We start from the raw sequence: 23,385 nt of genomic DNA, 5'->3' as shown, positions 1-23,385 counted from the left end.
GCCTCCCACCTTCGTCCGTCCGGGCGCTCCCCTGAGCACCGACGAGAAGATAGGTTAGGCTAACTTTCGCTCCACGACCACACCGAGGACCGATCGACAGGGCTTCAGGTCAGCGCGGCACCTTCGCGGTCAGCTTCTTGCCATTGGCGTCGTGAACCATGCAGGTCGCGCGGCCATTGGTCTTGTTCCACTGCGTCTCGTTGGCCGGATACAGGATGAAGGTCTCCAACTGATCGGCCATCGAACTGTTGCCCAGCAGCCTGTCGATCTCGGTCGTGCAGGCGTCATTGGCCTTGTCGAACGACGAGTCCAGCGAGCCCGGCCAGGATCCCGGCATGTGCACCTGGGTGATGACCTCGGCATCGTGCGGCGAATTGCACGGCAGCACGGTCACCTTGCGAATGTGGTTGTTCTCCTCGACCGTCTGCAGACAGTCACCGGTCTTCACATCGTCGACGGAGATGGAGGTCGGCGAATCCGGCAGGGCGGCGGTGCGAGTCGTGTTGTCCCGCGACGCGGAGTTGTCCGAATCGGTGGCGATACCGATGGCCACGCCCGCGGCTATCACCAGCACCGACAACCCCGAAATCACCAGACCCGCGATCGCGAAACCGCGACCGCCCTGATTGCGCTGCTTGATCTGACTCAGCGCGATGAAGCCGAACGGGACCGCCAGAAAACAGAAGCCGAACAGGCTGAGGACGAAAGAGGCGATCGCCAGACCGTTCGTACCCTGCGGCGGCGGTGCCATCGGATAACCGGGCTGCGGCGGATAGCCGGGCGGATACCCCGGCTGGCCCTGCTGGCCGTAATCCCACTGCTGCCCGGGTTGGCCGTAGCCGGGATACATCGGCTGATTCGGATCCGGCTGACCGGGCTGGCCCGGCAGACCTTGCGGCTGTTGGTCGTTCGGATACACGAGACCCCCGATCAGTCGTCGGACCCAGACATTCCGGGCGTGGGCCAACCGTACCTCCTGGTCCGGATAAACCCGGGGACTAGGGTTTGGCGAGTGAGACGCCGTCAGCAACCCCCGCTACCCAAGCGGCACGGACTGGATCCGGCCCGGTTGCGACTGCCCGAGGAGGGCGACTGGGCGACCATCCGCGACCACCTCGTGGAGCGGTTGCCGCGGGTTCGCCCCGAGCGAATCGACGAATTGCTGAGCGAGGGCGGCATCGTGGATCTCGAGGGCCCGATCGCGCTCGACACCCCTTATGTCCCCGGCGGCGCGGTGTGGTTCCACCGGGATCTGCCCGATGAGACCGAGGTGCCCTTCCCCATCGGCATCGTCTACCGCGACGACGACATCCTGGTGGCGGACAAACCGCACTTCCTGTCGACCATTCCGCGCGGACAGCACATTCTGCAGACGGCCCTGGTGAAACTGCGCCGCGAACTGGATCTGCCGGATCTGGTTCCGGCCCATCGCCTCGACCGCGTCACCGCCGGACTGGTGTTGTTCATCGTGAATCCCGCACGGCGCGGCGCGTATCAGACCATGTTCCACAAGCGGCTGGTGCACAAGGAGTACGAGGCCATCGCGCGCTTCGACCCGGAACTCGAGCTGCCGCGCACCGTCATCAGCCGGATCGTCAAGGAACGGCAGGTGCTCAAGGCCTACGAGACCGACGGCGAGCCCAATGCCGAGACCGTCGTCGAATTGGTCGAGCAGCGCGACGGATTGGGCCGCTACCGGCTGAAACCGCGGACCGGGCGCACCCATCAGCTGCGGCTGCACATGAACAGCCTCGGGATCCCGATCCTCGGCGACGACTTCTATCCCGAGCTCACCGACAAACCGGTCGACGACTACACACGGCCGCTGCAGCTACTGGCCTCGACACTGGAATTCAACGACCCGATCACGCGGGAACCGCGCCGCTTCGAGACCGCCCGCACGCTGCAGGCCTGGGACGATCCGGAGGGCTGGGCCTCCGGCCGCTGACCGGCCACGAGTACCGCAGCCCAGCGGGATTAACCACATTCGAAGCGCTTTCCAAGAATTCGCTCGTAGACTGGCCGGGATGTCTCGAAACGATAACGACGCCGTCGCGGTACTCGATGCGGCCCAGCCGCCGGCTACCCCGCCCGCTCCTCCCGGTCACAAGCTGCACGCCTACGTGGATGTCGCGGTCGTCGTCATCGTTCTCACGGGCACGAACCTCATCGCCCACTTCACCAACAAGTGGGCCAGCATCCTCTCCGTGCCGATAGCCGCGGTGATGCTGGTGGCCCTGGTCCGCCGCCGCGGACTGGGCTGGGCCGAGCTCGGGCTCTCGCCGCGGCAGTGGCGGCGCGGTTCGCTGTGGGCGCTGGCCGCGGTGGGCGTGGTGCTGGCGGCCGTGGTCATCGGCGCGGCGCTGCCCATCACCCGGCCGTTCTTCCTCAACGACCGCTATGCCGCGATCTCCGGCGCGCTCATCGCGTCCATGGTGGTGATCCCGCTGCAGACCGCGATTCCGGAGGAGCTCGCCTTCCGCGGCGTGCTGCACGGCACCCTGGACCGGGTGGCCGGGGCGCGGGGCGTATTCGCCGCCGGGTCAATGCTTTTCGGGCTCTGGCACATCGCCTCGTCACTCGGCCTGACCAGCGGCAACAAGGGGCTCACCGGATTCCTCGGGAGCGGCCCGGCCGGACAGATCCTCGGCATCGCGCTGGCCGTGCTCGCCACCGCCGGCGCGGGCGTGGTCTTCACCTGGCTGCGCCGCCGCAGCGGCAGCCTGCTCGCGCCCATCGCCCTGCACTGGGCGCTGAACGGCGCGGGCGCGCTGACGGCGGCGGTGGTCTGGCACGTCACCGTGCACTAGCGCGGAACCCCCAAAGGGGGCCGACTGACCTGGGAACAGAGGATAATGGTCAGTCGGCCCGGGCGAACTGTATCGGTTGTCCAGTTCCCCGCGTGGCACTTTGGGGAAATTCTGAAACGCGTTTCTGTCAGATGGGGTCGTTCCAGCCCAGATCCCGCCCCAGCAGCTCGAACAGGCGCTCGTTGTACGGCCGGTAGAACGCCCGCAATCGAGCCAGCGACTCGGCGTCGGGGACCGGGAACTCCAGCGGATTGCAGTTCAGGACCGCCGCGTGCGGCTCCGGCTCGATCGCAGGCAGGCCCAGGAACTCGTGAATGCCGCAGACCGTCTTGACGACATCGGCGAAGAAGTCTTCCGCCGTCACCAGATGCACGTTCTCGCGGCCGTAGGTATCCAGCCAGCGGCGCACCGAATTCACATAGATGCCCGCGGCCAGCATCGGCATGGTCGGGAGCATGGTCGGCGGCGGCGGGCCCGGGAAGGCCGCCAGCGCGACGGACACGTAGTCGGCGAAGCTCCGGCCGTATCGCATTGTCCGCAAACCGTTCTGGCCGCTCAGGAACAGATCCCACTTGTAGTGCGAATAGGCCCGCCACACCGGATCACGCAGTACCAGAACGACCTTCGTATCGGGCCGGTAGTCGTGCAGGTTGTCGATCAGCGGCACATCGTGCAGCAACGGATCGAAATGCCCGACCAGCGCCTGCCCCGTGCGCGCGGCCACCTCCGACTTCTCCTTCTCGGTCGGCAGATACGGCCCCCACGCCGCCGGAACCCCGTGCCCGATCTCCTTGGTGAGCGGCGACACGATGCTCGGATGCTGCATGAGATAGGCGGCCAGATCGGTGGTTCCGCTCTTCAGCGCGCCCACACAGGTGAAGTCCGGCAGGGCGCGCGGACCCCCGAAATGCGAACGCCACCACAATCGAATCGGCGGCACCGCGCCGAAATAGTGGTCCAGCGTCAGATAACGCCAGCCCAGGCGCAGACTGCGCATCGGATGCGCGAGATGACTCTCATTGCGGTACCGCTGAATCTGCCACTGCTCGAACACCTGAAAGCCCTCGGTATACCGGTTGCCGCCGGTACAGGAGCCCTCCTGAACAGCATGAATCGACTTCGTCATGATCGATATCCCCTCGTTTCGGTCCCGCTGCCCCGGGACCGGTGCCGAATACCGTAACAACGAAGTCGGCCCGCTTCTCGAAAAGAGAAGCGGGCCAACCGATTCGGAAACTTATTCGAAACCTCAGCGACGCGGGGCGTCACTTACCACATCGTCCGGGGTCCATTCCGTATCCCAGTTCAGCGGCTTGGCCTCGGCGTCACCACCGTGGCCCGGCCACCAGGCGCGGCGGCCGATCAGGGCCGTCACCGCCGGAGTGAAGAACAGCGCCATGACGAACGCCGCGATGGTGATACCGACCGAGATCGCGAAGCCCATCGAAGTCAGGACGGTGTTGCCCGCCAGCATCATCGAGGCGAAGGTGCCCGCCAGGATGACACCGGCCGCCGCCACCGTCGGACCCGTGTGGCGCACGGCCAGCGCCGCGGCGCGATGCGGATCGTGACCCTCGCGGGCCTCCTCCCGCAGCCGAGCGACCATGAGGATGTTGTAGTCGGTGCCGAGTGCGACCACGAACAGGTACATGATCAGCGGCAGCGTGAAGATCAGACCCGAATCCCCTTGCAGGTTCTGGAAAACCAGCACCGCCGAGCCGAGCGTCGCCGCGAAGCCGAGGAACACCGAGGCCATCAGGTACCAGGGCGCCACCACGCTGCGCAGCAGCAGGGCCAGCACGATCATGATGAGGATCGCGGCGACCGGGAACACCACCGTGTAGTCACGGTTCATGGCGTGCTGGAAGTCGACGAACACCGAGGTCAACCCGCCCACCACGGCCGTGGTGCCGACCGGGGCCGCCGAATGCGCGGTATCGCGCAGCGGACCCTTCACGGTCGCCAGGGCCGCATCCGATTCCGGCTTGTCGGCAAGTGTCACTTGGTATTCGGCCACGGTCTTGTCGGCCGAGATGGCCGGCGCGGGCCCGACCTCGCCCACACCCTTGACCCCGCGCAGCGCGGCGCCGAAGGCGTTCAGCTCGTCCGCGGTCAGCGCACCGTGCTGGCTCTGCAGGTACACCTGCGAGGGCTGGGTGCTGCCCGCGGGCATGCTCTTGAGCAATTCCTTGCCGTAGACCACGGATTCGGAGGTGTCCGAGGTCGAACCCGAACCCAGATCGAAGGTCGGGTTGAAGCCGAAGGCGAAGATGCCCAGCACGATCAGCACCGCGCCCGAGGCGGCCGCGAACAGCGCGGGCCGCTTGCCCAGTGCATTGCCGACCGCCGTGAAACGCGCGCCCTTGGGCTCGCGCTGCCAGGCCTTGGAGGGCCAGAACACCTTGGTGCCCAACAGCGAGACGATCGCCGGGATCAGTGTGAGGCCGGCCAGCAGCGCCACCGCCACCGCGATGGCCAGGGCGATGCCCATGGAGCGGAACATGCCCAGGGTGGACAGGGTCAGCGCACCGAAGGCGATGATCACCGCAGCGGCCGCCGAGGTGATCGCCTCACCGACCCTGGTGACCGCGTTGACCACGGCCGTCTTGGCGTCGTCACCGGCCCGCAGGCGCTCCCGGAACCGGAACATCAGGAACAGGATGTAGTCGGTGCCGACACCGAAGAGTACGACAATCAGCAACGATTGCACCGAGTTGTCGATCTTGAGATCGAAGGTGTCGCTGGCGATCGCGATCAGACCGCTGGCCAACGGGGACACCGCGATCAGGATGGTCAGGATGGGTAGCAGCGCGATGATCGGACTGCGGAAGATGACCAGCAGCAGGCCGAGGATCAGCACCACCGTCACGATGCCGATGATCGCCAGGCCCTTCTTGCTGGAATCCTGCTGGTCCAATGTCTGCGCGGCCGTGCCGGTGACACCGGCCTTCAGGCCCGTGTCCTTCACCTGATCCTTCAGCGCGTCCCGGATGTCCTTCACCGCATCGGCCTGACGGGTGTCATTGCCGCTGGTGACCTTGGTCATCTGCACCGCGACCACCTCGATGGCCCGGTTCTCCGCCGGGGGCACCGCCTGAACTCCGGTGACGTCCTTGATGTTCCGCTGCGCCAGCGCGGTAGCCGCGGCCTGCACCGAGGCGGTGTCGGCATCGGTCATGGGTGCGCCGTCGGAGCGCTCGAAGACGATGAGCGCGGCCGGGGTATTGCTGTTGGGGAATGCCTTCTGCTGCAGCTGGATCGCCTGCACGGACTCGTAATGCGAAGGCAGGAAGTCGGATTGGTCGGTGGTGGCGGTGAGCTTCGGCGCGGACACGACGACCGCGACGATGGCGATCACCCACGCGGCGATCACCAGCCACGGGAATCGGACGACGAAGCGCCCCAAACGGGAGAACATGCGGGAGAAGTCCTTTCAGGGTTCGGCCGCGCTATTCAGTTCGACTAGATATCGAGGACCTGCGAGGACGGGTTCTCCACGACATCGGCGACGATCCGATAGACCTTCGCCGGAATCCGGTCGCGCAATTCCTCGAGCGAATCCACGATCTCGAGGGTGAAGTCGCCATAGCCATCCTCATCCAGACCGAGCATCTCGCGCCAGTTCTTAAATCCCTTGGCCCAGTTCATGATCGGCGAGTAGTCCGAGGAATCGGAGTTGTTCTTGGCGGTGATGAACTCCTCCTTGCGCTCCTGAGCTGCGTGCTTGGTGGCGGTGGCGAAGTCGTTCCAGTCGATGATGTGGCTGTGCAGGACCAGCTTGCCCTTGCGGCTCTGGTAGACCCGGATCGCCTCCGAGCCCTCCTTGGTGACGCGGTGCGCCTGCGAGAGCAGCTTGCCCACGAAGCGCTGGGTGCGGCCGCCGCCGGGTCCGACGCGCAGGGTGATCTCCTGCATGCCCTCGGGCAGGGAATCGACCACCAGCTCGGTGGTGGCGGTGGTCTCGGGGGTGTCCTTCTCGAAGTCCATGGGGTGCTCCAAATCATCAGCGGATGCGCATATGGGCATGTGTATTCGATACGGCAGTGCGGGTCCATTTCCGCTGTGCCGCACCGGCTCTCAGGGTCCGCGGACGTTATCGTCCGACTTCAGCCACTATAAGTAGACGTATACGTATAGCGCAACCCTGAGTCGACCCTGAACTTTTCCGGGATGGCCCCTGAGACCCCGAGAACTATCGGCCGCGCCGCTTACCCGAATTCTTCGCGCCACCCTGGCGGGACTTGGCCGCCGGCTTCTTGGGCGCGGCCTTCTTCACCACGGGCTTCTTCGCGGGCTGCTTCTTCTTGTCGGGCTGCTGACCGGACGGAGAACGCGAACTGCGCTGGGAGCGGCCACGCACCACGCCGACGAACTCCTCCACCAGTTCGGTGGTCCGGTCGGCGGGCCAGGCCAGGGCGATCTCGGTCTCCCGCACGTCGGTGACCGTGCGGTAGACCAGATCCTTGCGGTGATGCAGGCGCGCGATCGAATGCGGGACGATGGCCGCTCCGCTGACGGCGGCCACCAATTCCATTGTCATGGCGGCATCGTCGAGGTCGGAGGCGTCCTGCATGCGCTCCTCGGTCAGATCCTTCGTGGCGACCTGCTCGAACAGGGCGATCGGATGATCCTTGGGGACCACGACCACGGGCAGCTCGCGGTAGAGCGGGATGGCGCTCATGCCCTCACGGTCGATGGGCAGGCGCACGAAGCACATGTCGACGGCGCCCTCACGCAGCGCCGACTCCTGGTCCTTCATCGGAATCGGCCGCAGCTCGAGCGCGATGTCGGGGAACCGGTCGGCCCAGATGCGCTCCCATTTGGTGACGGTCACCCCGGGCACGAAGCCGACGCGCAGCCGCTCCGAGCCGTCCGTCTCCGGCGCGGGCGCGGCCGCCTCGGCCGCCGCGAGGAGTTCTCGGGCCTCGCCCAGCAGGGCCTGCCCGTCGTCGGTCAATTGCGTCGGCTGCGCGCCCGGTACGAACAGTTTGGTATCGAGCTCTTCCTCCAGCTCGATGACCGTCCCGCTCAACCGCTGCCGCGAAATACCGAGGCCGCGTGCCGCCCTCGCGAAATGCAATTCCTCGGCAACCGCGACGAACCAGCGCAGGTGCGTCGTGTCGATGGACTCCAAGCGGCTCATTGGACCAAGGTTATTGCACCGGCCAGCAGGTTCGTCCGATGCGCCCGATACCCTTGATCGGTGAGCCCGGACAAGAACCCCCAGACCATGAAGCCGCTGACCGCGGCCGACAAACTCGGCATCTACCTCCCGGCAACCCCCGAGGAATTCCGGAACTCACCCGTCACCCGCGCCCAGCTCGAGGAGCTACGCACGAATCCGCCGGAATGGCTGACCGAACTGCGCAAGACCGGCCCGTTCCCGCGTGACGTGGTGGCCCGCAAGCTCGGGATCTCGAACTCCGGCCTGGCCCGCAACGGCATCTCCGATGCGCTCACCACCGCCGAGATCGACACGCTGCTCGCCGACCCGCCGGAGTGGCTGGTGCGCGAGCGCGAGAACCTCGTCGAGGTGCGCAAGGAGGCCGAGCGCGTCAAGGAGAAGGAGGCGACCCGCCGCGCCTCCTCCAACCGGCCGCCCAAGAACCGCTTCGGCGAAGGCAAGTAGTTCCGCCTCCCCGCCCCGGCACGCACACCCGTCATCCCGGCATGTTCTTGGCCGGGATCCACAATGGATTCCGGCCAAAAGCACGCCGGAATGACGGAGTCGGCGCAGGAAGATTCGGGGAGCATCACAGTCTGCGCAGCACTCGGTCGACCAAGTCCGGGGCCGCGCCCAGGTAGTTTTCCGGGCGGAGCAGTTCGGCCAGTTCGGGTTTGGACAGGTGCAGGGCGATGTCCGGGGATTCGGCGAGGACCTCGACCAGGGGTCGGGTGGTGCTCTGTGCCTCGAACGAGGCTGCTTGCAGGGTCTTCTTCGCGATCGGCTTGCCCAGTAGTGGGGCCAGACGGATCGAGAGGCGCTCGGAGACGATCTGGCCCTCGGTGAGGGAGAGGTTCTCGGTCATGCGGTCGGCGTCGGCCATCAGGCCGGTGGCCAGTTCGACCGCGGTGTGCGCGGCCCCGCCGACCAGCATCAGGCATTCGCGCAGCGGCTGCCATTCGGCGTGCCAGGCGCCGGCCGGGCGTTCGTCCTCGGCGAGCAGCGCGCCGAACAGGGTCGAGGCCAGGGCCGGGACCTGCAGGGCGGCCGCGCGAATCATGGTGCTCAGCACCGGGTTTCGCTTCTGCGGCATGGCACTGGACTCGCCCCGGCCGAGCGCCGCGGGTTCGAGGAGTTCGGCGGTTTCGTTGCGGGACTGGGAGATCACGTCGACGGCCAGCTTGCCGAGGGTGCCCGAGGTCAAGGCCAGTGCGGCGGCCAGGTCGGCGATCGGGGTGCGCACGGTGTGCCAGGGGGTGGCGCTCACCGTGAGCGAGAGCTCATCGGCGAATTCGTGGGTCAGGCGTTCCATGATCTCGCCCGCCGGGGCCTTCGACATCTCCGAATCGGCGCAGCGGGCGCATTCGATGTAGGAGGCCAGAGTGCCCGCGGCACCGCCCAATTGGACCGGAAGACCGTCGCGGACGCGGGTCAGGCGTTCGCGGGCGTCCAGCAGGCCCTGCATCCAGATCGCCACCTTCGCGCCGAAGGTCGTCGGGACGGCGTGCATGGCGAGGGTGCGACCGGCGATCGGGGTGGTGCGGTGGCGGCGGGCCAGTTCGGCCAGGGCGGCGACGATGGTGTCCAGGTCGGCGATGATCACCGCCAGCACCCGGGAGGCGATCACCATGGTCGCGGTGTCGAGGATGTCCTGACTGGTGGAGCCGTAGTGAACGTAGTTGGCGCTCACCGGATCCACGTCCGCGACCGCGTCGTGCAGCCGCTCCACCACGGTGACCACCGGGTTCGCCGCGCCGCGCGAGGCCTGGGCGATCTCGCGGGTGTCGAACCGGTGCTCGCGCACCGCCGTCGCGAGATGCCCGGCGACGGTCTCGGGCACGATGCCCAGCCGCCCCTCGGCGCGGGCCAGCGCCAGCTCCACCTCGAGCATGGCCTCGATCCAGGCGTCGTCGCCCAGCAGGGACTCCACCGGCGTGCCCACCCCGACCGGGGCCAGCAGGCCGCACTCCAGCGTCATATCGTGCCTTTCACACTCGTCCGCGAGCTCGGAATGCCGTTGCACCCCGGGCAGATTCGGTGCGGGACCCTCGTACCGGTGGGCGGTGAGGATCTCGCGGGCGATGGCGTCGCCGTCGGCCAGGGTCACCGAATTGACGCCGGGGCGCGGGCCCGCCGCCGTCACCCAGCGCACCGCCTCGGTCGGGACGCCGAACGCGTAGCGGCGCTGATGGATTCGCCCCAGCGTGTCCACCGGGTGATGCGAGCCGGGCGCGATGGCCAGGCCGCCGGTGCGGTAGCGGCTGCCGTCCGGCGAGGCGATCACGTAGCCGCGCACCTCCTCGCGCCGCAACAGGTTGCGCAGCAACGGATCCGCGGTGCGATGCAGGTCCGGGGCGGGCATCCAGGCATCGATGAGGGAATGTGCCGTTGTCGCCGAATCACCCACCAGGGGTGAATCGACCACGAAGCACTCGCGCCTGGTGTCCGCCCGGACCCGCATGCCGGGACCGGCGACCCGCACCACGCCCGCGCGGATCAGGGCCGCCAGTTCCGAAATCCGGTGCGCCGGTGGGCCGATGGACAGGAAGGCGTTCATCGGCGTGTACCAGCGATCCAGGTCGTCGCGGTAGGAGGAACCCGCGATGCCACCGTGGTCAACCACCAGGCGGACCTCGTTGCGCAGGTCGCGCAGCACATCCAGGGCGGCCTTCACCGGGCCGTGCACATTGCCCAGGCGGGCCTGGTGCACGTCGGCGTCCAGGTAGGCCAGCAGCCAGGCGTGGAAGTCCCCGGGATCGGTGAAGCTGCGGCCGCCGGTCGGGTCGGTCAGGGCGTTCCAGTCCCAACGATCCGCCGGCGGAATGCCGAAGCGGTTCAACAGTTCTTCGGCGTCCTCGGGGGTCGGAGCGATCAGGTAGCGGTCGCGGAAGGAGAGCAGGCGGTGCGGGCTGACGCGGTCGGCGATCAGGCGGGTGTAGTAGACCGATTCGACCTCGCGCGCGATGTGCGGCCAGACATCGCGGCGGAAGGAGACATCACCGAACTTCTTGGCGCGCAGACGCAATCGTGCGATGCGGTCGGCGTTCAGCAGCAACGGTTCGTAGCGGCCGTCGACGCCCTTCTGATTCTCACCGCGCGCGTGGTGCGGCACCCCGCGGCGGCATCCGGTGACGATGAACGGCTCCCGGCCGGAGGGGATGTACTCCAGGCCGCTGTCGGATTCCTTGAAGCGGCCGCCGCGGCCCACGGTCAGCAGGGCCAGGTAATCGAAGAAGGTGAGGCCCAGGCCGCGAATGATGACGGGCTCGTGCTCCGGGATGCGATCCAGGTCGGCGTCGGCGGCATTGCCGGGCGGAATGTAGGTCAGGCCCAGGTGATCCGCGGCCGCCGACAGGGATCCGGTGCCAGCCGACGGGGCCTCACCCAGGTGGCCCTGGGTGAGCACCACCGCGTGCAACCCGCGCAGGCGTTCGCCGGTGCTGAGCTCCAATTCCTGGAATCCGCCCGGCCCATCGTGGATATCCAGAGCGGTTGCCACGATTTCGCGTACCCGCACCCATTCGGCATATCGGTCGCGCGTGCGTTCGAAGGCCCAGCGCAGATAATGGCCGTAGTAGGCGCGCGGCGGATACGTTTCCGGGGCGGTGTGCAGCGCCTCCCGGAATGCACCGGCGGGCAGTCCCGCGAAATTGCCTATTTTCGCCAGGAAGTTCGACCATTCGTAGAGACTCGGTCCGCGCTCCACCGGCCCGGCCATCTCCACCGTGTCATCGGTGAATATCGTGACCTGCTCCGCGACCGTGTTCATGAGCAGGTGCGACGACTGGTCGGTCCGCCACACCGCGCCGGTTCCCACCCTGGTCGAGTCGATGAGCACCACATCGACACCGGCGGAGAACCCTAACTGCCTGGCATTCGCGCAAATCCGTTCGAAGACATTGAGACCTCTCGGTCCAACTCCCACAATTGCGATCCGCAAAACATTGTCGAGCATGCAAACTCACCGATCGCGCTCGATTAACCGCGCCCGAATCCGGGCACTCGGCCGACATTAGCGCGGGGCGCACAGGCACTCAAGAATGAACGGTACGGTACGCCTTGTTCGCCGGAATTGTCGAAAAATAGTTTGCTGGAGCGGCATTCACAGCAAACCGGCCCGCAAGCCGAACGGCTTGCGGGCCCGTTGGTTTCGCATTATCAGTGGGCCGCGGAGACCAGTTGCCGGTCGGGTGCCGCCACCGCGGAAGCGCCGCGTCGCTCCAGCGCCTCGGCCACGAAGGCCAGCAGCAGCGCCGAAACCGCCAGTCCCACACCGACCCAGTTCGTCGCCGTGTAGTCGAATCCGGCCGCGATCACCAGGCCGCCCAGCCACGCCGCGATCGCATTGCCCAGATTGAACGCGCCGATATTCATGGCCGAGGCCAGCGTCGGCGCGGCGTGGGCCTGATCCAGCACCCGCTTCTGCAGCGACGGCACGGTCGCGAAGCCGAGCACGCCGATCGCGAAGAGCGTCACCGCCGCCGCCACCTTGTCGTGCGCGGTCACCGTGAACAGGCCCAGCGCGATCGCCAGCCCGGTCAGCGGCAACACCAGCATGACCAGCGGCGCGCGGTCGGCGAACTTGCCGCCCACCAGGTTTCCGACGAACATGCCCGCGCCGAAGAGCACCAGCAGCCAGGTGACCGCCCCGTCGGAGAACCCGGCGGCCTCGGTCATCATCGGCGCGATGTAGGTGATGGCCGCGAACACGCCGCCGAAGCCCAGCACCGTCATCGCCAAGGCCAGCAGCACCTGAATGTTCTTGAACGCGGCCAGTTCGTGCCGCAGGTGCACGCCCTCGGGCTTCGGCAGATCCGGCACCAGCTTGGCGACGCCGACGAGCCCGGCCACACCGAGCGCGGCCACCAGCGCGAAAGTGATTCGCCAGCTGGAACTCTGACCGATGAACGTGCCCAGCGGCACGCCGATCACATTGGCCAGGGTGAGGCCGGTGAACATCATGGCGATGGCCCCCGCCTTCTTCTCGGGCGCGACCAGATCGGCCGCCACCACCGACCCGATGCCGAAGAACGCGCCGTGCGTCAGCGACGCGACCACACGGCCCAGCAGCATGACGCCGAACACCGGAGCGAGGGCGGAGAGCAGGTTCCCGGCGATGAACAGCCCCATCAGCAGCATGAGCATGCCCTTGCGGGAGACCTTGGTACCGAGCGCGGTCATCACCGGCGCGCCGAGCATGACGCCCAGGGCATAGCCGGTCACCAACCATCCGGCAGTGGGTATGGAGACCCCGTAATCCCCGGCGACCTCGGGCAACAGCCCCATGATCACGAATTCCGCCGTGCCGATCCCGAAGGCCCCGATAGCGAGGGCGAGCAGCGCGAGTGGCATGGATACACCTTCCGAGCAAAGAGTTGCAGGAGCGCCTTACGTGCGTTCACAATAATTGCACACGCCGACTAATTGCAAGCGCGGGCTATCTCGAAGTTGGTCTATCCTGGTGTGAACCCCCTCCGACCAGAGGAATCGCGATGACCGCCACCGACCCCGCACTGACCGCCCTGTCCCAAGGTTGGTGCGCCCTGTCCCTGCTGCACGGCAAGATCGAGGCCCACATCGAGCGCGCCCTGCAGTCGGCCCACGACCTCAGCGTCCGCGAGTACTCCCTGCTCGACGTCCTCTCGCGCCAGCACACCGGCGACGGCGGCATGCTCCAGATGAAACAGGTGGCCGACGCCGTCGTGCTGTCCCAGTCCGCCACCACCCGCCTGGTGACCCGCCTCGAGGACCGCGGCCTACTGGAGCGCTATCTCTGCCCGCACGACCGCCGGGGCATCTACACCCAGGTGACCGATGCCGGCCGCGCGCTGCTGGAGCAGGCCCGCCCCACCAACGACACCGCCCTGCGCGAGGCCCTCGACGCCGCCGCCCGCAACCCCGAACTCGCTCCCCTGGTCCGGACCGTCGAATCGCTCAACGCATCCGTCTGAGTGCCTCGACGCATCCGTCCGGCCGAACCCGCCCACGCGGCCGATTCGGGACTCCCGCAACACATTCCGGCAGTAGGTTCACAGGCATGCCACTGGGACATCTCGGGATCAACGTCAGCGATCTGGCGGGCGCGCGGAAGTACTACGACGAATTGATGCCGCTGCTGGATTACGAGCCGCTGCTGGGGGATGACACGCAGTTCGCGTATTGGCCCGCGGGGCGGAAGCCGGGGACCTACGTCTTCTTCTATCCGGCGGATACGCCGGGCTATTCACGGGCGTTGCCGGGATTGCAGCATCTGGCGTTCATGGTGCCGACGCGGGCCGCGGTCGAGCGGGTACACGCGTGGGCGGCGGGGCGCGGGGACGAGATCCTGCACGCGCCACGGGAATTCCCGCAGTATCCGCCGCCGTACTACGCGACGTTCTGGAACGGCTTCGACGGGATCATGCTCGAAGCCGTGTGCCACAAGGACGCGTGACGGGTCAGCAGTAGTAGCAGACGCCGTTCGCGGGGAGCTCGGTGAAGCAGGAGGCGCAGACGGCCTTGCGGGCCTCGGGTTCCGGCTTCGGGGTGGAGACCGGACCGGCCGCGGTGACGCGACGGGGAGCGCCGCCGTTGCGCGGGACCAGGGGCGGAATGCCGCCGTCGGTCGGGATCTCCGCGCCGTAGGCCGCATAGCACTGCCAGCGGGCGTAGGCGGCGTGCACCTCGAGGTCGGCCGGAATCGGCAGGTGCGCCAATTCCAGTACGTACTTGTAGCTTTCGCTCACCTTGTGGTTCTGCTTGACGCACAACGCGGTCAGCGGCGGCTCGCCGGAGTTGTGGCAGCGGCGCGCCACCTTGCGCAGGATGGCGTCCATCCAGGTGCGCGTGGGAGCGTTGGTCCGGATGCCGGACATCTCCTGAATCTGCTCGGCAAGTTCGTTCACGGTCACGAAATGGCCGTAGCCGGAAGCAGTTTCGGCCAGCACCTCATGTGCGGCCAGTGCCCACGCGACGGATGCGTCGCGGAAGGTCACCGTCTCGTCGGAATTCGTACGCCAGGCACCCGAAGTAGTTGCAGCATCCCTCATAGCGCAATAAAACTAGCGCTCACGAGCGCGACACGCCAATTCCCTTTGGCCATATCGCGTTTCAGTTTGGTCACACCGTGCGATAAAGAAGTATCGAACTCTCGAGCTCTCAGGGGCTGCGCCCCCGAACCCCCTAATAAGGAAAGGCCCGCTTCCCTTTCGGGAAGCGGGCCTATCGCTTACGACCGTTTCAGTCGAGGAGCAGGCTTACTTGGCCTTCTCCAGGACCTCGACCAGACGCCACCGCTTGGTGGCGGACAGCGGACGGGTCTCCATCAGCTGCACGCGGTCGCCGATGCCGGCGATCTCGTTCTCGTCGTGCGCCTTCACCTTCGAGGTGGTGCGGATGATCTTGCCGTAAAGCTTGTGCTTCACGCGATCTTCCAGCTCGACCACGATGGTCTTGGACATCTTGTCGGAGACGACGTAGCCGATGCGCACCTTGCGCGAGCCACGCTCCTCCTGCTTGGCCGGCGTCTTGGCCGGGCCCTTTACGTCGCTCATGCGGCGTCTCCCTTGCCTTCAGGACCGGAGGCCAGCCCGAGCTCGCGCTCGCGCATGACCGTGTAGATGCGCGCGATCTCGTGGCGGACCACGCGCAGGCGGCGGTTGTTCTGCAACTGACCGGTCGCCATCTGGAAGCGCAGGTTGAACAGCTCTTCCTTGGACTCGCGCAGCTTGGCGACGAGCGCCTCATTGTCGAGCTCGCGGAGCTCTGCAGTCGGATTAGCGGTAGCCATCAGAACTGCTCCTCCCTGGTCACGATCCGGCACTTCATCGGGAGCTTGTGCATCGCGCGGCGCAGGGCCTCACGAGCGGTCTCCTCGTTCGGGTAAGAAAGCTCGAACATGACCCGACCGGGCTTCACGTTCGCGATCCACCACTCGGGCGAACCCTTACCGGAACCCATTCGGGTTTCGGCCGGCTTCTTGGTCAGCGGGCGGTCCGGGTAGATGTTGATCCAGACCTTGCCGCCACGCTTGATGTGGCGGGTCATCGCGATACGAGCGGACTCGATCTGACGGTTGGTCACGTAGGCGGGCTCCAGAGCCTGGATGCCGAACTCGCCGAACGAAACCGCGGTGCCGCCCTTGGCCATACCGGAGCGCTTCGGGTGGTGCTGCTTACGGTGCTTGACCTTGCGGGGCATCAACATAGGTCAGCCCTCCTGGTTCTCTGCCGGAGCCTCCGCGACGGCAGTCGCGGCACGCCCGGCCTCGGTGCTGGTCGCGGTGGTGCCCTGGGCACCGCTGCGACGGGGGCGGCTCGGACGCTCGCGACGCGGGCGGTCGTCACGGTCGCGGCCGGACGGGGCCACCGCGGTGACCTCACGCTTGCCGCCGACGATGTCGCCCTTGTAGATCCAGACCTTCACGCCGATGCGGCCGAAGGTGGTCTTCGCCTCGTACAAGCCGTAATCGATGTCGGCGCGCAGCGTGTGCAGCGGCACGCGACCCTCACGGTAGAACTCCGAGCGCGACATTTCCGCGCCGCCGAGGCGGCCGGAGCACTGCACACGGATGCCCTTGACGTTCGGCGAACGCATGGCCGACTGGATGGCCTTGCGCATCGCGCGACGGAACGCCACACGGTTGGACAGCTGCTCGGCGACACCCTGAGCAACCAGCTGCGCATCCGACTCGGGGTTCTTGACCTCGAGGATGTTCAGCTGAACCTGCTTCTTGGTGAGCTTCTCCAGCTCGGCGCGAATGCGGTCGGCCTCGGCGCCACGACGGCCGATCACGATGCCCGGACGCGCGGTGTGGATGTCCACACGCACACGGTCACGGGTGCGCTCGATCTCGACCTTCGAGATGCCGGCCCGCTCCATGCCATTGGCGAGGAGCTTGCGGATCGCGACGTCTTCCTTCACGTAGTCCGCGTACTGCTTGTCCGCGTACCAACGCGACTTCCAGTCGGTGGTGATACCGAGGCGGAAGCCATGGGGATTGATCTTCTGTCCCATTTACTTTGCCCCTCCCTTCCGGCGGCTACGAGTGGCAGCGCCGGCGGTGGGCACGCTCTCGACCTCGATGGTGATGTGGCTGGTGCGCTTGCGGATCCGGAACGCGCGGCCCTGGGCCCGCGGCTGGAAACGCTTCATGGTCGCGCCCTCGTCGACGTAAGCCGTCGAGATGACCAGGGTCGCCGGGTTCAGGCCGAGGTTGTTCTCGGCGTTGGCGGCCGCCGAAGCGACAACCTTGGCGACCGGCTCGCTGGCGGCCTGCGGCGCGAACTTCAGGATGTTCAGCGCGTCCTCGACTCGCTGGCCGCGGACCATGTCCACGACGCGGCGAGCCTTCATCGGGGTCACGCGAACGTGCTTCGCGGTCGCGCGCGCGGTCGGGTTCTGAGTTTCAGTGCTCATCGCCGCTTGCTCTTCCGATCTTCCTTGACGTGGCTCTTGAACGTACGAGTCGGCGCGAATTCACCGAGCTTGTGTCCAACCATGTTCTCGGACACGAACACCGGCACGTGCTTGCGGCCGTCGTGGACCGAGAACGTGTGGCCGATGAAATCCGGGATGATGGTGGAACGACGCGACCAGGTCTTGATGACCTGCTTCGTGCCCTTCTCGTTCTGGACGTCCACCTTCTTGAGGAGGTGTCCGTCGACGAACGGGCCCTTCTTCAGGCTACGTGGCATCTTTAACCTCCTCCTTAACGCTTCTTGCCGCGGCGGCGGACGATGAGCTTGTCGCTCGGGCGGTTGGGCTTACGGGTGCGGCCCTCGGGCTTGCCCCACGGGGAGACAGGGTGGCGACCACCGGAGGTCTTACCCTCACCACCACCGTGCGGGTGGTCGACCGGGTTCATGACCACACCACGGACGGTCGGGCGAACGCCCTTCCACCGCATACGGCCGGCCTTGCCCCAGTTGATGTTCGACTGCTCGGCGTTGCCGACCTCGCCGATGGTGGCGCGGCAGCGCACATCGACGCGACGGATCTCACCGGAGGGCATACGCAGGACGGCGTAGGCGCCTTCCTTACCCAGCAGCTGGATGGACATGCCAGCGGCGCGAGCCAGCTTGGCGCCACCGCCCGGACGCAGCTCCACCGCGTGGATGGTGGTACCGGTCGGGATCGAGCGCAGCGGCAGGTTGTTGCCGGGCTTGATGTCCGCGCCGGGGCCGGACTCGATCTTCGTGCCCTGGGCGATGCCCTTGGGCGCGATGATGTAGCGCTTCTCGCCATCGGCGAAGTGCAGCAGCGCGATGTTGGCGGTGCGGTTCGGGTCGTACTCGATGTGAGCGACCTTGGCCGGCACGCCGTCCTTGTCCAGGCGACGGAAGTCGATCAGACGGTAGGCACGCTTGTGGCCACCACCCTTGTGGCGAGTGGTGATGCGGCCCTGCGCGTTACGGCCACCGGTCTTGCTCAGCGGACGCAGCAGCGACTTCTCGGGGGTCGAGCGGGTGATCTCGGCGAAATCCGAGACCGAGGCACCGCGGCGACCCGGGGTTGTCGGCTTGTACTTACGAATTGCCATGAGTTCTTCTGCCTTTCTGAAGTCCCCGCCGCTTACGCGACCGGGCCTCCGAAGATCTCGATGGGCTTGCTGTCGGCCGAGATCGTCACGAGCGCGCGCTTGGTGTCCTTGCGCTTGCCGTAGCCGAAGCGGGTCCGCTTGCGCTTGCCCTGACGGTTGGCGGTGTTGACGCTGGTCACCTTGACGCCGAAAACCTTCTCAACGGCAATCTTGATCTGCGTCTTGTTCGAGTCCGGGTGCACCAGGAAGGTGTAGGTGCCGTCTTCGATCAGCCCGTAGGACTTCTCGGAGATCACCGGCGCGAGCAGGATGTCGCGGGGGTCGGCGATGGTGGTCACTTGCTCTCCTCCTGTGCAGCTTCGGCGGGGCCGTGCACGAAGGCGTTGAGCGCCTCGACCGAGAACACGATCTCGTCCGACTTCAGGACGTCGTAGGTGTTCAGCTGGTCCGGGGCGATCGGGTGCACGCCCTGCAGGTTCGCCACGCTCTTCCACGCGGTGACATCTTCGCGGCCGACGACGACCAGGATGTTCTTCCGCTCCGAGAGCTCGGCGAGGAAGGACTTGGCCGACTTGGTCGACGGGGTCTGACCCGCGACCAGCTCGGTGATCACGTGGATGCGCTCGTTGCGAGCCCGGTCCGAGAGGGCGCCACGCAGCGCGGCGACCTTCATCTTCTTGGGCAGACGCTGCGAGTAGTCGCGCGGCTGCGGGCCGTGGACGGTGCCACCGCCGGCGAACTGCGGCGCACGGGTCGAACCCTGGCGCGCACGGCCGGTGCCCTTCTGGCGGTACGGCTTCTTGCCACCGCCGCGGACCATGCCGCGGGTCTTGGTGGCGTGCGTGCCCTGGCGAGCCGCGGCCTGCTGGGCCACGACGACCTGGTGCATCAGCGCGATGTTCGCGGTCACGTCGAAGATCTCCGCGGGGAGCTCGACGGTGCCCTCGGTCTTGCCGCCAGCGGCCTTGACCGTGAGCGTCAGGTTGGTCTTGGTCTCGGTGCTCATGCCCGGGCACCACCCTTCACTGCACTCTTGACGATCACGATGCCGCCGGTGCGGCCCGGGATCGCGCCCTTGATCAGCAGCAGGCCGTTCTCGGCGTCCACCTTGTGGACCGAGAGGTTCTGCGTGGTGACGCGGTCGTTACCCATACGGCCCGACATGCGCATGCCCTTGAAGACACGGCCCGGGGTGGAGCAACCACCGATGGAACCCGGACGACGGTGCACGGCCTGCGCACCGTGCGAGGCACCCTGGCCACGGAAGCCGTGGCGCTTCATGGTGCCCGCGAAGCCCTTGCCCTTGGAGGTGCCGGTCACGTCGACGTAGGAGCCGGCCTCGAAGACATCGGCGTTGATCTCCTGGCCGACCTCGAAGGCGGCGACGTCGGCGACGCGCAGCTCGGCGATGTGGCGGCGAGGGGTGACACCGGCCTTGGAGAACTGGCCGGAAACCGGCTTGTTCACCTTGCGCGGGTCGATGGCGCCGTAGGCGACCTGGATGGCGGCGTAGCCGTCGCGCTCCTGGGTCCGGATCTGGGTAACGACGTTCGGGCCCGCCTTGACGACGGTCACGGGAACGACGCGGTTCTTTTCGTCGAAGACCTGGGTCATGCCGAGCTTGGTGCCCAGGATGCCCGCGGCCGGACGAGTCTTGTTGTCAGTCATATTCGAAGTCCCCGTCACTGAATGTTGACGTCGACGCTGGCCGGCAGGTCGATGCGCATCAGGGCATCAACCGTCTTCGGCGTCGGGTCGAGGATGTCGATAAGCCGCTTGTGCGTACGCATCTCGAAGTGCTCGCGCGAGTCCTTGTACTTGTGCGGCGACCGGATGACGCAGTAGATGTTCTTCTCGGTGGGCAACGGCACCGGGCCGACGACGCGGGCACCGGTACGGGTCACCGTCTCGACGATCTTGCGCGCAGACGCGTCGATCGCCTCATGGTCGTAGGCCTTGAGCCTGATGCGGATCTTCTGTCCCGCCACGCTGAGTGTCCTTTTCTCCGCTTACGTTGTGGCCCAGAAGCTTTCACTTCCGAACCACCCTCATTTGCACAGCCCGAACACACGAAGACGCATCAGCCACCACACGACCGCAGCCCTCGGGCCCGATCCATCGCCGCTGTTCATCTGTCATGGTTCATCCGGTCCACGCGGTCGGGCGTGTCGCTCCGCCGCTCATTCCTCGGCCCGGACCAAAATCCTGTAAGCCTCGGAACATTGTTCCGGACGCACCCACGCCGCAATCCAGCGGGGTGCAAAATTGGGTCTTTCTCACCCACCACCTGCGCTGATCCAACGGAAAAGACGCAACCCGGTGTGGGCAACCCGAATAGTATGCCTCGAGCCATGGGGGCAGTTCAAATCGCCCCCTCCCCACCCCGCGGACCGATGGCCCAGCTCACAGTGGGTGACACAGACCGGACAAGCCGGGCATGAGGAGCGCGATGGCCGGAGCGCGAAGTGATCTCGCACACCGGCCGCCGCTACATCTCAGCGATTGCGAAGGTAATCGAGGTAGTAGTCCCAGCCGCCGAGGTCCTCGACCAAGAGGAAGTTGCCGCCGCGGAAGACCGCGGGGTCGACCACGGCCAGGCTGATCTGCCCGCCCGGGGTGTCCGCGGCTTCGCCGACGGTCGCGGACATCGTGGGGTACACCATGCCGTCGCCCAATCCCATCTCGGAGAAGTACGGATCGAGCGCGATCCGGTTGTGCGCCTGATTGATCTGGGTGATCGCGGCCGGGATCCAGCTGTCGGCCAGCGCCACGGTCTCGTCGTGGTTGAGTTCCACGCCGACATAGATGCCGCCGCCAGGATTGATGATGGGCGTGAAAGCCGCGGCCGATCCGGCCGATGCGGTGGCGGCGACCGCCGCCCCCGCGAGTGCGATGCCAACCGTGGCCACCGCAGTGCGAATACGCATGATTTCGAGAACTCCTCTTTCAGGTCGCGCTCCCCGCGCAACCCTCCCATGCAACAACCAACCACTCGGTTTCGCGCGTCGATTTCGGGCGGTGACGGATTCGACGACCGATCCAGCGGCATCCTTACGAATGGGGCTCGCGGGTCACCCTTTCGGTTAACTTACTTCTGAGTAAGATCTGCGGCATGGGTAAAGAGACCGCTACTTATCGCGGGTGGAAGAAGCTTCCCGACAATCGGGTCGGGCATACGTTGTTCTCGCTCGGGATGGTGGCGAGAGTGCCGTACTTCGGGACCGTGTTGCCGAGTGTGGTGCGGCTGGAGCCGGGGTTGTGTGAGGTGACCGCGCCGAAGTGGTTCGGGATTCACAATCATCTGGGGACGTTCCATGCGATCGCGGCGTGCAACCTGGCCGAGGTGGCGATGGGGATGCTGTCGGAGGCGACGGTGCCGGAGACGCATCGGTGGATTCCCAAGGCGATGAACGTGCAGTACCTGGCGAAGGCCAACTCGGGGCTGCGGGCCGTGGCGAAACTGCCTGAGGTGCCGGACTTTTCGACCATCACCGAGGGGCAGGACCTGGTCGTGCCGGTGTCGATCTACGACAAGGCCGGGCTCGAGGTCGTGCACGCGGACATCACCACCTGGGTGACGCCGAAGTAGGCGGCGCGAAGTCGGAGGCAGCCTGGCGTCGGCGGGACCGGGCTGTTTGAATGCGGAGTATGAGTGGCCGGGAGGTCGGTGCTGCCGCCGACGTGTGTGTGGTGGGGCTCGGGCCCACGGGGCGGGCCTTGGCGCATCGCGCGATGGCGGCGGGGATGCGGGTCGTGGCGATCGATCCGCGGCCCACTCGGCTGTGGGGGCCCACGTATTCGTGCTGGGTGGACGAGCTGCCGGAGTGGTTGGGGCAGGGCGCGATCGCCAGCCGGATCGACGCGCCGGTGGTGTGGACCAAGGCCGAGCATCGGATTCCGCGGCCGTACTGCGTGCTGTCCAAGCAAGGCCTGTTCGACGCGCTGCCGCTGGACGACGCGACGGTGATCACCGGGCGGGCGCGCACGGTGCAGCCGCATCGGGTGGAGCTGGCCGACGGCACCGAGGTGCGGGCCGCCACCGTCTTCGACACCCGCGGGCAGGCCGCGCCGGGACAGCGCAGAACCGCCAGCGCGCACGGCATTTTCGTGGACGAGGACATTGCCGCGCCCATGGTGAGCGCCGGTGAGGGCCTGCTGCTGGACTGGCGCGACGAGAACGGTGCGGGCCCGGACGAGCCGCCGTCGTTCCTGTACTCGGTGCCGCTGGGCGACGGCACGGTGATCTTCGAGGAGACCAGCCTCGGCCTGCGCGGCGGCATGCCGCAGCACGAGTTGCGGCGGCGCACGCTGAATCGGCTGGCGGCGCACGGGATTCGGCTGCGCGGCGACGAGCCGACCGAGGCCGCGCACTATCCGCTCGACGCGGTGCCGCCGAAAACCGGTCGCGGACAGGTGATTCCGTACGGCTCGCGCGGCGGCATGATGCATCCGATCACCGGCTACTGCGTCGCGGATTCGCTCGCGCTGGTCGACACCGCCCTGGACGCGATCTGGCGCGGCGACGATCCGGTCGCGGCGCTGTGGACGCGCGAGGCCCGGCTGGTGCATTGGATGCGCATGCGCGGCGTGTACGGCCTGGGCCGGTTGACCACCGCCCAGTCGATCGCCATGTTCGACGCGTTCTTCACCCGCCCGCCCCGCCAGCAGCGCGCGCTGCTGTCCGCCCACGACGACTACACCGCCCTGGGCGCGGCCCTGTTCATGACGGTCGCCACCACCTGGCCCTTCCGATGGCGCTACGACCTGGTCGGCTGGACCAACCGAAACCGCTGGGTGAACTGGGATTACGGACACGCGCGCCCGGAGGATCAACCCGTCATTCCGGCGCGCTCTCGGCCGGAATCCACCTCCGAAAGGTAGATCCCGGCCAA

General features: G+C 66.8%; 27 protein-coding genes. 7 read left to right on the top strand and 20 right to left on the bottom strand.

Translation table 11 applies throughout. From position 1 onward, the window contains the following. Positions 1-109 precede the first annotated feature (109 nt). Positions 110-967, bottom strand: coding sequence for a DUF4190 domain-containing protein (locus tag ON43_RS42165; protein ID WP_157513912.1), 858 nt, complete (start codon positions 965-967; stop codon positions 110-112). Positions 968-1,012: 45 nt separating this feature from the next. Between ON43_RS42165 and ON43_RS05465 the strand changes: the two genes are divergently transcribed. Together ON43_RS05465 and ON43_RS05460 are read left to right on the top strand one after the other, a co-directional pair. Continuing rightward, on the top strand, positions 1,013-1,948 hold the full coding sequence (locus ON43_RS05465; protein WP_040804234.1) for an RluA family pseudouridine synthase: 936 nt from the start codon (positions 1,013-1,015) through the stop codon (positions 1,946-1,948). A gap of 79 nt (positions 1,949-2,027) precedes the next feature. After that, entirely contained in the window at positions 2,028-2,810 is a 783-nt protein-coding gene (locus ON43_RS05460; RefSeq protein ID WP_083913175.1) for a CPBP family intramembrane glutamic endopeptidase, read from the top strand. Between the two features lie 127 nt (positions 2,811-2,937). On the opposite strand, the gene ON43_RS05455 is transcribed toward ON43_RS05460, so the two are convergent. The 4 genes from ON43_RS05455 to ON43_RS05440 form a co-directional block, all read right to left on the bottom strand. Next, positions 2,938-3,936, bottom strand: coding sequence for a sulfotransferase domain-containing protein (locus tag ON43_RS05455; RefSeq protein ID WP_040804232.1), 999 nt, complete (start codon positions 3,934-3,936; stop codon positions 2,938-2,940). Positions 3,937-4,059: 123 nt separating this feature from the next. Beyond that, positions 4,060-6,228: an MMPL family transporter gene (locus ON43_RS05450; protein WP_051177939.1), complete on the bottom strand. Its 2,169-nt coding sequence runs from the start codon at positions 6,226-6,228 to the stop codon at positions 4,060-4,062. Positions 6,229-6,272: 44 nt separating this feature from the next. Further along, on the bottom strand, positions 6,273-6,797 hold the full coding sequence (locus ON43_RS05445) for an EXLDI protein (RefSeq protein WP_157513911.1): 525 nt from the start codon (positions 6,795-6,797) through the stop codon (positions 6,273-6,275). Between the two features lie 205 nt (positions 6,798-7,002). Next, on the bottom strand, positions 7,003-7,953 hold the full coding sequence (locus ON43_RS05440) for a LysR family transcriptional regulator (protein ID WP_040804223.1): 951 nt from the start codon (positions 7,951-7,953) through the stop codon (positions 7,003-7,005). A 60-nt stretch (positions 7,954-8,013) separates the two neighbouring features. On the opposite strand from ON43_RS05440, the gene ON43_RS05435 reads away from it, so the two are divergent. After that, positions 8,014-8,439 carry a DUF5997 family protein gene (locus ON43_RS05435; RefSeq protein WP_040804222.1) on the top strand — a complete coding sequence of 142 codons (426 nt, stop codon included), beginning with the start codon at positions 8,014-8,016 and terminating at the stop codon, positions 8,437-8,439. 124 nt (positions 8,440-8,563) lie between these two features. Here ON43_RS05435 and ON43_RS46065 read toward each other — a convergent pair whose 3' ends face one another. Together ON43_RS46065 and ON43_RS05420 are read right to left on the bottom strand one after the other, a co-directional pair. Continuing rightward, positions 8,564-11,929 carry a 3-carboxy-cis,cis-muconate cycloisomerase family FAD/NAD(P)-binding protein gene (locus tag ON43_RS46065; RefSeq protein ID WP_245568481.1) on the bottom strand — a complete coding sequence of 1,122 codons (3,366 nt, stop codon included), beginning with the start codon at positions 11,927-11,929 and terminating at the stop codon, positions 8,564-8,566. Positions 11,930-12,132: 203 nt separating this feature from the next. Beyond that, positions 12,133-13,326, bottom strand: a complete 1,194-nt coding sequence (locus ON43_RS05420) for an MFS transporter (protein WP_040804220.1) — start codon at positions 13,324-13,326, stop codon at positions 12,133-12,135. 140 nt (positions 13,327-13,466) lie between these two features. On the opposite strand from ON43_RS05420, the gene ON43_RS05415 reads away from it, so the two are divergent. Together ON43_RS05415 and ON43_RS05410 are read left to right on the top strand one after the other, a co-directional pair. Next, entirely contained in the window at positions 13,467-13,925 is a 459-nt protein-coding gene (locus ON43_RS05415) for a MarR family winged helix-turn-helix transcriptional regulator (protein ID WP_040804218.1), read from the top strand. A gap of 86 nt (positions 13,926-14,011) precedes the next feature. Further along, positions 14,012-14,407, top strand: a complete 396-nt coding sequence (locus ON43_RS05410; protein ID WP_040804217.1) for a VOC family protein — start codon at positions 14,012-14,014, stop codon at positions 14,405-14,407. A 4-nt stretch (positions 14,408-14,411) separates the two neighbouring features. Here ON43_RS05410 and ON43_RS05405 read toward each other — a convergent pair whose 3' ends face one another. From ON43_RS05405 to ON43_RS05345, 13 genes are all read right to left on the bottom strand, one after another. Next, positions 14,412-15,002, bottom strand: a complete 591-nt coding sequence (locus tag ON43_RS05405; protein WP_083913173.1) for a hypothetical protein — start codon at positions 15,000-15,002, stop codon at positions 14,412-14,414. Between the two features lie 207 nt (positions 15,003-15,209). Continuing rightward, the gene (gene rpsQ / locus ON43_RS05400; RefSeq protein WP_029923615.1) at positions 15,210-15,506 is read right to left on the bottom strand and encodes a 30S ribosomal protein S17; all 297 of its coding nucleotides are present in this window, start codon (positions 15,504-15,506) and stop codon (positions 15,210-15,212) included. Next, positions 15,503-15,742, bottom strand: coding sequence for a 50S ribosomal protein L29 (gene rpmC, locus ON43_RS05395; RefSeq protein ID WP_040804215.1), 240 nt, complete (start codon positions 15,740-15,742; stop codon positions 15,503-15,505). Before rpmC ends, rpsQ begins: the two co-directional genes overlap by 4 nt. Then, on the bottom strand, positions 15,742-16,158 hold the full coding sequence (rplP, locus tag ON43_RS05390; protein ID WP_040804212.1) for a 50S ribosomal protein L16: 417 nt from the start codon (positions 16,156-16,158) through the stop codon (positions 15,742-15,744). Before rplP ends, rpmC begins: the two co-directional genes overlap by 1 nt. Positions 16,159-16,161: 3 nt before the next feature. Beyond that, entirely contained in the window at positions 16,162-16,968 is an 807-nt protein-coding gene (gene rpsC, locus ON43_RS05385) for a 30S ribosomal protein S3 (RefSeq protein ID WP_040804208.1), read from the bottom strand. After that, positions 16,969-17,370 carry a 50S ribosomal protein L22 gene (gene rplV, locus ON43_RS05380; RefSeq protein ID WP_040804205.1) on the bottom strand — a complete coding sequence of 134 codons (402 nt, stop codon included), beginning with the start codon at positions 17,368-17,370 and terminating at the stop codon, positions 16,969-16,971. It lies immediately after the preceding gene. After that, positions 17,367-17,648, bottom strand: a complete 282-nt coding sequence (rpsS, locus tag ON43_RS05375) for a 30S ribosomal protein S19 (RefSeq protein ID WP_040804204.1) — start codon at positions 17,646-17,648, stop codon at positions 17,367-17,369. Before rpsS ends, rplV begins: the two co-directional genes overlap by 4 nt. Positions 17,649-17,662: 14 nt before the next feature. Then, positions 17,663-18,493: a 50S ribosomal protein L2 gene (rplB, locus tag ON43_RS05370; protein ID WP_033091019.1), complete on the bottom strand. Its 831-nt coding sequence runs from the start codon at positions 18,491-18,493 to the stop codon at positions 17,663-17,665. A gap of 32 nt (positions 18,494-18,525) precedes the next feature. Further along, the gene (gene rplW / locus ON43_RS05365; protein ID WP_033091018.1) at positions 18,526-18,831 is read right to left on the bottom strand and encodes a 50S ribosomal protein L23; all 306 of its coding nucleotides are present in this window, start codon (positions 18,829-18,831) and stop codon (positions 18,526-18,528) included. Further along, positions 18,828-19,499, bottom strand: coding sequence for a 50S ribosomal protein L4 (gene rplD, locus ON43_RS05360; protein WP_040804200.1), 672 nt, complete (start codon positions 19,497-19,499; stop codon positions 18,828-18,830). Before rplD ends, rplW begins: the two co-directional genes overlap by 4 nt. After that, positions 19,496-20,161 (bottom strand): 50S ribosomal protein L3, encoded by a 666-nt coding sequence (rplC, locus tag ON43_RS05355; RefSeq protein WP_040804198.1) that lies wholly within the window; start codon positions 20,159-20,161, stop codon positions 19,496-19,498. The genes rplD and rplC overlap by 4 nt, the downstream gene beginning before the upstream one ends. Before the next feature lie 14 nt (positions 20,162-20,175). Next, on the bottom strand, positions 20,176-20,481 hold the full coding sequence (rpsJ, locus tag ON43_RS05350) for a 30S ribosomal protein S10 (RefSeq protein WP_040804197.1): 306 nt from the start codon (positions 20,479-20,481) through the stop codon (positions 20,176-20,178). A 507-nt stretch (positions 20,482-20,988) separates the two neighbouring features. Further along, positions 20,989-21,420 carry a hypothetical protein gene (locus ON43_RS05345; protein WP_157513910.1) on the bottom strand — a complete coding sequence of 144 codons (432 nt, stop codon included), beginning with the start codon at positions 21,418-21,420 and terminating at the stop codon, positions 20,989-20,991. A gap of 185 nt (positions 21,421-21,605) precedes the next feature. Here ON43_RS05345 and ON43_RS05340 point away from each other — a divergent pair, with 185 nt between their 5' ends. Both ON43_RS05340 and ON43_RS05335 read left to right on the top strand, forming a co-directional pair. Beyond that, on the top strand, positions 21,606-22,082 hold the full coding sequence (locus tag ON43_RS05340; RefSeq protein ID WP_040804194.1) for a hotdog fold domain-containing protein: 477 nt from the start codon (positions 21,606-21,608) through the stop codon (positions 22,080-22,082). 59 nt (positions 22,083-22,141) lie between these two features. Next, positions 22,142-23,374 carry a lycopene cyclase family protein gene (locus ON43_RS05335; protein WP_051177937.1) on the top strand — a complete coding sequence of 411 codons (1,233 nt, stop codon included), beginning with the start codon at positions 22,142-22,144 and terminating at the stop codon, positions 23,372-23,374. The last annotated feature ends 11 nt before the right edge of the window (positions 23,375-23,385 follow it).

Origin of the sequence: Nocardia concava NBRC 100430, from assembly GCF_000308815.1 — a bacterium.
Lineage (GTDB): Bacteria > Actinomycetota > Actinomycetes > Mycobacteriales > Mycobacteriaceae > Nocardia > Nocardia concava.
Note: the sequence above shows the minus strand (reverse complement) of the source record. Positions and strands in the feature narration are given on the sequence as shown.

Excerpts from the sequence above, each read along its gene's own strand:
- rpsQ (WP_029923615.1), bottom strand. The coding sequence starts at position 15,506 with ATGAGCGACGTAAAGGGCCCGGCCAAGACGCCGGCCAAGCAGGAGGAG.
- ON43_RS05445 (WP_157513911.1), bottom strand. The coding sequence starts at position 6,797 with ATGGACTTCGAGAAGGACACCCCCGAGACCACCGCCACCACCGAGCTG.
- ON43_RS05460 (WP_083913175.1), top strand. The coding sequence starts at position 2,028 with ATGTCTCGAAACGATAACGACGCCGTCGCGGTACTCGATGCGGCCCAG.
- ON43_RS05345 (WP_157513910.1), bottom strand. The coding sequence starts at position 21,420 with ATGCGTATTCGCACTGCGGTGGCCACGGTTGGCATCGCACTCGCGGGG.
- rplB (WP_033091019.1), bottom strand. The coding sequence starts at position 18,493 with ATGGCAATTCGTAAGTACAAGCCGACAACCCCGGGTCGCCGCGGTGCC.
- ON43_RS05450 (WP_051177939.1), bottom strand. The coding sequence starts at position 6,228 with ATGTTCTCCCGTTTGGGGCGCTTCGTCGTCCGATTCCCGTGGCTGGTG.
- ON43_RS05410 (WP_040804217.1), top strand. The coding sequence starts at position 14,012 with ATGCCACTGGGACATCTCGGGATCAACGTCAGCGATCTGGCGGGCGCG.
- rplC (WP_040804198.1), bottom strand. The coding sequence starts at position 20,161 with ATGACTGACAACAAGACTCGTCCGGCCGCGGGCATCCTGGGCACCAAG.
- ON43_RS05340 (WP_040804194.1), top strand. The coding sequence starts at position 21,606 with ATGGGTAAAGAGACCGCTACTTATCGCGGGTGGAAGAAGCTTCCCGAC.
- ON43_RS05455 (WP_040804232.1), bottom strand. The coding sequence starts at position 3,936 with ATGACGAAGTCGATTCATGCTGTTCAGGAGGGCTCCTGTACCGGCGGC.
- rplD (WP_040804200.1), bottom strand. The coding sequence starts at position 19,499 with ATGAGCACCGAGACCAAGACCAACCTGACGCTCACGGTCAAGGCCGCT.
- ON43_RS05440 (WP_040804223.1), bottom strand. The coding sequence starts at position 7,953 with ATGAGCCGCTTGGAGTCCATCGACACGACGCACCTGCGCTGGTTCGTC.
- ON43_RS05405 (WP_083913173.1), bottom strand. The coding sequence starts at position 15,002 with ATGAGGGATGCTGCAACTACTTCGGGTGCCTGGCGTACGAATTCCGAC.
- rpmC (WP_040804215.1), bottom strand. The coding sequence starts at position 15,742 with ATGGCTACCGCTAATCCGACTGCAGAGCTCCGCGAGCTCGACAATGAG.
- rpsS (WP_040804204.1), bottom strand. The coding sequence starts at position 17,648 with ATGCCACGTAGCCTGAAGAAGGGCCCGTTCGTCGACGGACACCTCCTC.
- rplP (WP_040804212.1), bottom strand. The coding sequence starts at position 16,158 with ATGTTGATGCCCCGCAAGGTCAAGCACCGTAAGCAGCACCACCCGAAG.
- ON43_RS05420 (WP_040804220.1), bottom strand. The coding sequence starts at position 13,326 with ATGCCACTCGCGCTGCTCGCCCTCGCTATCGGGGCCTTCGGGATCGGC.
- ON43_RS05415 (WP_040804218.1), top strand. The coding sequence starts at position 13,467 with ATGACCGCCACCGACCCCGCACTGACCGCCCTGTCCCAAGGTTGGTGC.
- ON43_RS05335 (WP_051177937.1), top strand. The coding sequence starts at position 22,142 with ATGAGTGGCCGGGAGGTCGGTGCTGCCGCCGACGTGTGTGTGGTGGGG.
- rpsC (WP_040804208.1), bottom strand. The coding sequence starts at position 16,968 with ATGGGACAGAAGATCAATCCCCATGGCTTCCGCCTCGGTATCACCACC.
- ON43_RS46065 (WP_245568481.1), bottom strand. The coding sequence starts at position 11,929 with ATGCTCGACAATGTTTTGCGGATCGCAATTGTGGGAGTTGGACCGAGA.
- rplV (WP_040804205.1), bottom strand. The coding sequence starts at position 17,370 with ATGAGCACTGAAACTCAGAACCCGACCGCGCGCGCGACCGCGAAGCAC.